This window comes from Streptomyces sp. MH60 (assembly GCF_002939385.1).
Lineage (GTDB): Bacteria > Actinomycetota > Actinomycetes > Streptomycetales > Streptomycetaceae > Streptomyces.
Window position 1 is genome coordinate 1 of the sequence record NZ_MULI01000147.1, and the last position, 6,415, is coordinate 6,415.

Here is a 6,415-nt window from a genome sequence, read left to right on the forward strand (position 1 = left end):
CGGGGAGCGCGGTGCGCACGAGCGCCACGTCGGCGTACCGGGCCGCGACCGCCCGTGCGGCCCGGTCGGTGGCGTCGACCACGCGCACGGGGTGCCCCTGCGGGGGCCGCGGCACGATCGAGGGGCCCTTGACGGAGAAGGCGGAGCCGGTGAAGTCGACGTGGTGGAGCTTGTCCCGGTCGACGAAGCGGCCGGTGGCCACGTCCCGGATCTCGGCGTCGTCCTCCCAGCTGTCCCACAGGCGCGCCGCCACGTCGGCCACCTCGCCGGCCTCCTGCCAGAGGGCGTCGGCGGGGGCGGCGTGGCGGCGGCCGAAGAGGCGGGCCTCGCCCTCGGTGGTGGACACCTCGATCCGCCAGCCCGCCCGGCCGCGGCTGACCCAGTCCAGGGTCGCCACGGCCGCCTGGACGTGGAAGGGCTCGGTGTGGGTGGTGGTGACGGTCGGGACCAGGCCGACGCGCCGGGTGGCGGGCGCCACCCGGGACAGCACGGAGAGCGCGTCGGGACCGGGGCGGGCGAGGCTGTCGCCCAGGGTCACGAAGTCGAGCGCGCCGCGTTCGGCGAGCCGGGCGGCCGCCGTGAACTCGTCGGCGTCGTACACCGACCGCCGGTCCAGGGCGGTCGCCAGGTGCAGTCGCCGTCTGCCGTGGGAGGAGGTCATGCGGGGTCATCCCTTTCCGTCTGCCGCTGTCTGCTTCTGCCTGCCGCTGTCTGCTTCTGCCTGCCGCTGCCTGCGCCAACAGTCCTTTCGTCACAGGACCTTGGAGAGGAAGGCCCGGGTGCGCTCGTGCCGCGGGCGGTCCAGTACGTCGCCGGGCGGGCCCTGTTCGACGATGCGTCCGTCGTCCATGAAGACCACCGTGTCGGCGACCTCACGGGCGAAGCCGATCTCGTGCGTGACGACGATCATGGTGGTGCCCTGCCGGGCCAGGTCCTTGATGACGTCGAGCACCTCGCCGACCAGTTCGGGGTCGAGCGCGGACGTCGGCTCGTCGAACAGGAGCAGCCTCGGCTCCAGGGCGAGCGCCCGCGCGATGGCCACCCGCTGCTGCTGCCCGCCGGACAGGTGCCGGGGGTAGGCGCCCTCCTTGTCGGCGAGCCCGACCCGCTCCAGCAGCCGGCGTGCCGCCTCGACGGCCTCGCGGCGCGGTCGCCGCAGCGCGGAGACCGGGGCCTCGGTGATGTTCTCCAGCACGGTCAGGTGCGGGAAGAGGTGGAAGTCCTGGAAGACGAAGCCGATCCGCGTGCGCTGTCTCAGCACCTCGCGCTCGGACAGCTCGCGCAGCCGGTCACCGCTGCGCCGGTAGCCGATGAGGGCGCCGTCCACGCTGATCAGGCCCCGGTCCACCTTCTCCAGGTGGTTGACGGTGCGCAGCAGCGTCGACTTGCCGGAGCCGGAGGGGCCGAGCACCACGGTCACCTCTCCGGTGCGCACGGTGAGGTCGATGCCCTTGAGCACCTCCAGCGGGCCGAAGCTCTTGTGCACGGACCTGATGTCGACCATGACGTTCGTGTCGTCGGTGAGGCTCATCGCGCGGACTCCTCCAGCAGGGGGTGGTGCGGTGACGCGAGTGCCTCGGGCGCCCGCAGGAAGGTCAGTACGGCCCGTGCGGTGGCGTCGTTCTGCCGGAAGGCCATGCCGCCGGTACCGGGCCGGGTGAACGCGCCCGAGCCGCGCGCGTCGGTGTGCGGGCCGAGCGCGAACCGCCTCGGGTGGGGCCGCCCGGCCCGGTCCAGCACCCGTCCGTCGGCGCGGTCCACGGCCAGCAGCCCGTCCGGGGTCGCGGCGGCCCCGTCGGCGTGCAGCGCGCGCAGCAGCGGATCGCGGGCGCGTTCGACGGTGGGGTGCGGCAGCCGCGCCTCGACCAGCGCCCGGGCCTCGACGACGGCACCCGGCACGGTGGCGCTGGTCGCCCGGAACACCCCGTCCTCGGCGGTGACGGCCGTGTCGGCGCCCAGGAAGCGCACCACGCCGGCCCGGGACAGGGCGAGCAGTTGCCGCAGCCGGGGGCCGGGCGGTCCCGAGGCGAGGAGGCTGAAGAAGCCGTGCCACCAGCCGCCGACGTCGCCCAGCCGGACGAGCTGTCCGTAGACGGAGAGCAGCGCGAGGAAGACCGCGAGGTCCGGACTGTGTGCCGGGTCGTGCCGGCGCCGCAGGTCGGCTTCGACGTGGCGGCGCACCCCCTCCTGGAGCTCCGCGGGTGAGCCGTACCGCACGGCGTCGAGGGGACGGTCGAGGGCGGCGAGGTCGAGCCGGTCGGCGGGGTCGGGCACCGCGGCGGCGACGAGGGCGGCCCGCTCGTCCGGACCGGCCGCGGCGTACCGCGCCTCGAAGCCGGCCCGGTCGGCGCGCACCCGTTCCGGATGGGCGGTGAACAGGCGGTGGTAGTGGGCGAAGCCCAGTTCCTTCTCGACCAGCGGCCACACGTCGCGCCGGAAGTCGAAGCCGTCCGGCCGGGCGAGCAGCGCCTCGGTCTCGGCGGGCCCGAAGAACCGCGGCAGCGGCGGCCGCTGCCCGGTCCAGTCGTAGCCGATCTTCGAGTGGTACGGCACTCCGCGCCGCGAGCCGGCGTACAGCACCGGCTCCCGTCCGGACGGGACGTAGGTGTCCCCGTCGTACCGTCCACCCCTGCCCTCGGTGAGCAGCACCATCAGGTCGACGAAGGCCAGTCCGAGACCGCGCACGAGGACCGGCTCCCCGGGGCGCAGCGCGGACAGGTCGCTGTCGGCGGTGAAGTCCGGCGGGAGGTGGACCAGGCCGTGCGCGCGGGCGTACGCCGACAACTCCCGCTGTTCGGCGTCGGGTTCGGCGTCGAGGTGGCCGAGGGTGAGGACGACCAGGTCGGCGGGGAGCGGAGTGTCGCGGCCGTCGAGCCACACCCGCTGGCGTTCCTCCCGCGCGCCCTCCACCCGCAGCGCGCGGCGCGCGTGGTGGTGGACGACGACGTCGGCGGGCAGCCCCGCCACGGCGCGCTGGTACGCCCAGCGCAGGTAGGCGCCCTGGGTCCGCCGGTCGGCGAAGGTGCGCCCGTCCACGGCCGCCCACTCGTGCAGGGTGGGTCCGGGCCGTACGGGACCGGCCATCTCGACCGTGTCGTCGGTGAACACGGTGACGTCCTCGGCGTGCGAGTTCATCCACAGCAGCGGCGACTGCCGGGCGCGCCAGACGCGTCCGGCGCCCGGCGGATGCGGGTCCACGAGGTGGATGTCGAGGCCGCGGCCGTCGTACAGCTCGGGCGCGTTGGCGGCGAGGCGCTCCAGCAGTCCGGTGCCGCGGGGTCCGGCGCCGACGATCACCAGGGAGGCCCGGGTGCCCGGCGCGGGGCGGCTCATCGGGTGCGCTCCGTGCCGCGGGCGTAGTGCTTCTCGACGTAGTACTGGCCGATGCCGAGCAGGGAGGTGACGACGGTGTACCAGACGGTGGCCACCATCAGCATCGGGATGACCTGGTAGGTGCGGTGGTAGACGAGCTGCACCGAGTAGAGCAGGTCCTGTACGGCGATGACGCTGACGATGGAGGTGCCCTTGAGGGTGCCGATCAGCATGTTCCCGGCGGGCGGCACGATGGCGCGCATGGCCTGCGGGAGGACGATCCGCCGCCACCGCCGCCACCGGCTCAGGCCGAGCGCCTGTGCGGCCTCGACCTGGCCGCGATCCACGGACAGGATGCCGCCGCGCACCACCTCGGCGGCGTACGCGGCCTCGTGCAGCGTCAGGCCGATGACCGCCACGGTGACCGGGCCGAGCAGGTCGACCGTCTTCACGCCGAGGACGTGCGGGTAGAGGGCGCCGATGTTGAACCACAGCAGCAGCTGCACCAGGATCGGTATCGACCGGAACAGCCACACGTAGCCCCAGCTCACGGCGCGCAGCACGGGGTTGGCGGAGAGCCGGAACGCGGCGAGCAGGGTGCCCAGCGCGAAGCCGAGGACCAGGACGACGGCGGTGAGCCAGAGGGTGAGCCACAGGCCGCGCAGGACGGTGTCGGAGGTGAACCAGTCGGCGACGACGCCCCACTGGAACGCGTCGTTGCGCAGGACGGAGTTGACGGCGAGGCCGAGCAGGACGAGGACGACGACGGCGGCCGTCCACTGGCCGGGGCGGCGTTGCGGGACGATCCGCGGGAGGTCCGCACGGCCCGGGGTGTCGGGTACGGCGGCGGACTCGGCGAGGGTGTCGGAGGACATGCGAAGGCTCCGTGACATCGAGTCAGTCGGACACGGTGGGTGGTGCCTTCACACGGCCGAGCCCCTCAGCATGGCCGTCCGCCGAGAGTACGGGGGTGTTTCCGCCCGCTGTCAAGGCCGTCCACACTGTGAGCCGCGTATCTCAAGTCGTTGACGCGGAACCGGATGCCTGTTCCACTTGGCCCATGCATCCACAGCAGTGGCTGGTCACGCGCTCCCACATCGACTTCGGTCGAGTGTGGTCCTGTTCCTGTTGAGCCGACCCCCCTGCCTGCCCCGATCGCGTGATCGCCTGATCACTCGTACCGCCTGATCGTCCGATCCCGTCGGGGCCTTTTCGGGTTCGACCTGTCGTCGACCCGCCTTCACACGCGCACGCCCCCTCCCCTCGCGCCGCCCCATGCCTTCGCTCTCAGGAGACCACTGACGATGCGTACGCCCACGCGTGCCCGAAAACGCCTTTTCCTCCCCTTCGCCCTGATCACCTCGGCCGCCCTGCTGCTCACCGCCTGCGGCTCCGGTGATCCCGCCGCCGACGTCGCGGGCGCGGCGGCCGGCTCCGACGCGGTCCCCACCGCGGACGTCGTCTCCGGCGTCCGGCGGAACGCGGACGCCGTGCGGCTGCTGCCGGCGGGCACCACCGAACTCACCCTCGCCGTCAGCGTCGGCGGCACCCCGCCGGGCACCACCTATCTGTCCGACGGCAAGACGCTGACCGGCCAGGACGTCGACTTCGCGCACGCGGTCGCCAGGGCCCTCGACGTCGGGCTCAAGACCGAGCAGGCGTCCTTCGAGGCGATCCTGCCGGCCCTGGACAGCGGCAAGTACGACGTCGGCGCCAGCAACTTCGGGGTGACCGACGAACGGCGCGGGACCATCGACTTCGTCACCTACATCAACGACGGCCAGGGCTTCGCCGCCCGCGAGGACAGCGAGTTGTCCGAGGTCACCGACCTGAAGCAGCTGTGCGGACGGAAGGTGGCGACCGGCGCCGGCACCACCTTCGAGGCGACGCTGGAGAAGAACCGGCACCTGTGCACGGACGCGGGCGGCAAGGCGTACACGGTGCAGACGTACAGCGAGCCCGGCGCGCTGTGGTCCTCGCTCCAGCAGGGGCGCAGCGACGTGGTGATGTCGACCATCAACGGCCTGCGCTACGCGGTCGCCCACCAGCAGGGCCTGAAGTTCCTGAACGAGTTCCACCGCCTGGACGTCGGTTTCGCCCTGAAGAAGGGCTCCGCACTGGCGCCCGCCCTCCGGGCCGCGGTGAACGGGCTGATCGCCGACGGGACGTACGCCCGCATCCTGGAGAAGTGGGACACGACGGAGTCGGCGATAGCGAGGTCCGAGATCTCACCCCCGGAACTGAGGGACTGACGGCCGGGGGAGGCCGGGCGGAGGCTGACGACGCCTCAGCAGCTGCACCCGCAGTCGCAGCCGTCACAGCCGCAGTCGCACCCGTCGCCGCAGCAGCTGCAGCAGTCACAACAGTCGCAGCAGTCGCCGCAGTCACAGTTGGAGCAGAGCCCTTCCCTGCGCTGCCTGCTCCAGGGGTCCTCGAACGTGCCGCAGCACATCTGGCACGTGCAGGCCAGCCCGAGCCACACGGCGCACCCCGCGAGCAGCCCGCGCCGGTCCCGGCGCGGCGGCTCCGGGGGCGTCGGCCCACCGGGGCCACCGGGAGCACCCGGGGTGCCGGGCGCGCCGGGAGGGGCGTACGGATGGCTGCCGTGGGCGCACGAGACGGTGCCGAACGCGCGGTCCACGGAATTGCCCAGCTCGTGCACGAGCAGCCGGTGCACCAGCCGCCCGTCGCTGAACTCGGCCTCCCGCAGGGCCAGCCGCACCCCGCGCACGGCGTCGTCCGCGAGCCGCCGCGCCTCGGTGAGCGGCGTCCCGGTGGCGGTGAGCGGGTTCCAGGCGCCGGACGCGGCGTCGGCCTCCCGGTCCTCCACGGCGTCCAGGAGATGGGCGAGCCGCCCGAAGAGGCGCCCGGCCTCGGCGAGCGGCGCGGCGTTGTGCGGCCGACCGGCGAGGTGCGCGGTGTGCGCGAAGGCGGCGGCGGTCGCGGTCTCGGTCGGTTCGGTGACGGTCAGCAGGGGCGTGCCGGGCCCGGCGAGCGCCTCGATGCCGCCCTGCCGGTCCACGGCGTCGACCAGTACGGCGGTGTCGAAGCCGACGGCACTGCCGCCGCGCGCCCCGGCCGCGTCCCAGCCGCCGGCGATCCG

The 6,415-nt window shown here is 73.6% G+C and carries 6 protein-coding genes; 1 reads left to right on the forward strand and 5 read right to left on the reverse strand.

Annotation, left to right across the window (positions count from 1 at the left end):
* From BZZ08_RS37825 to BZZ08_RS37840, 4 genes are all read right to left on the reverse strand, one after another.
* The coding region (locus BZZ08_RS37825) for an LLM class flavin-dependent oxidoreductase (protein ID WP_133169268.1) at positions 1-661 on the reverse strand (661 nt) is incomplete at its 3' end.
* 90 nt (positions 662-751) lie between these two features.
* Positions 752-1,531 carry an amino acid ABC transporter ATP-binding protein gene (locus BZZ08_RS37830; RefSeq protein WP_104636659.1) on the reverse strand — a complete coding sequence of 260 codons (780 nt, stop codon included), beginning with the start codon at positions 1,529-1,531 and terminating at the stop codon, positions 752-754.
* Entirely contained in the window at positions 1,528-3,333 is a 1,806-nt protein-coding gene (locus BZZ08_RS37835) for an FAD/NAD(P)-binding protein (protein ID WP_104636660.1), read from the reverse strand. The genes BZZ08_RS37830 and BZZ08_RS37835 overlap by 4 nt, the downstream gene beginning before the upstream one ends.
* Positions 3,330-4,187, reverse strand: a complete 858-nt coding sequence (locus tag BZZ08_RS37840; protein WP_104636661.1) for an amino acid ABC transporter permease — start codon at positions 4,185-4,187, stop codon at positions 3,330-3,332. The genes BZZ08_RS37835 and BZZ08_RS37840 overlap by 4 nt, the downstream gene beginning before the upstream one ends.
* A 429-nt stretch (positions 4,188-4,616) precedes the next feature.
* Between BZZ08_RS37840 and BZZ08_RS37845 the strand changes: the two genes are divergently transcribed.
* Positions 4,617-5,564, forward strand: a complete 948-nt coding sequence (locus tag BZZ08_RS37845; RefSeq protein WP_104636662.1) for an ABC transporter substrate-binding protein — start codon at positions 4,617-4,619, stop codon at positions 5,562-5,564.
* A 35-nt stretch (positions 5,565-5,599) separates the two neighbouring features.
* Here the strand turns inward: BZZ08_RS37845 and BZZ08_RS37850 are convergent.
* The coding region (locus BZZ08_RS37850) for a hypothetical protein (RefSeq protein WP_104636663.1) at positions 5,600-6,415 on the reverse strand (816 nt) is incomplete at its 5' end.

Excerpts from the sequence above, each read along its gene's own strand:
- BZZ08_RS37840 (WP_104636661.1), bottom strand. The coding sequence starts at position 4,187 with ATGTCCTCCGACACCCTCGCCGAGTCCGCCGCCGTACCCGACACCCCG.
- BZZ08_RS37835 (WP_104636660.1), bottom strand. The coding sequence starts at position 3,333 with ATGAGCCGCCCCGCGCCGGGCACCCGGGCCTCCCTGGTGATCGTCGGC.
- BZZ08_RS37830 (WP_104636659.1), bottom strand. The coding sequence starts at position 1,531 with ATGAGCCTCACCGACGACACGAACGTCATGGTCGACATCAGGTCCGTG.
- BZZ08_RS37845 (WP_104636662.1), top strand. The coding sequence starts at position 4,617 with ATGCGTACGCCCACGCGTGCCCGAAAACGCCTTTTCCTCCCCTTCGCC.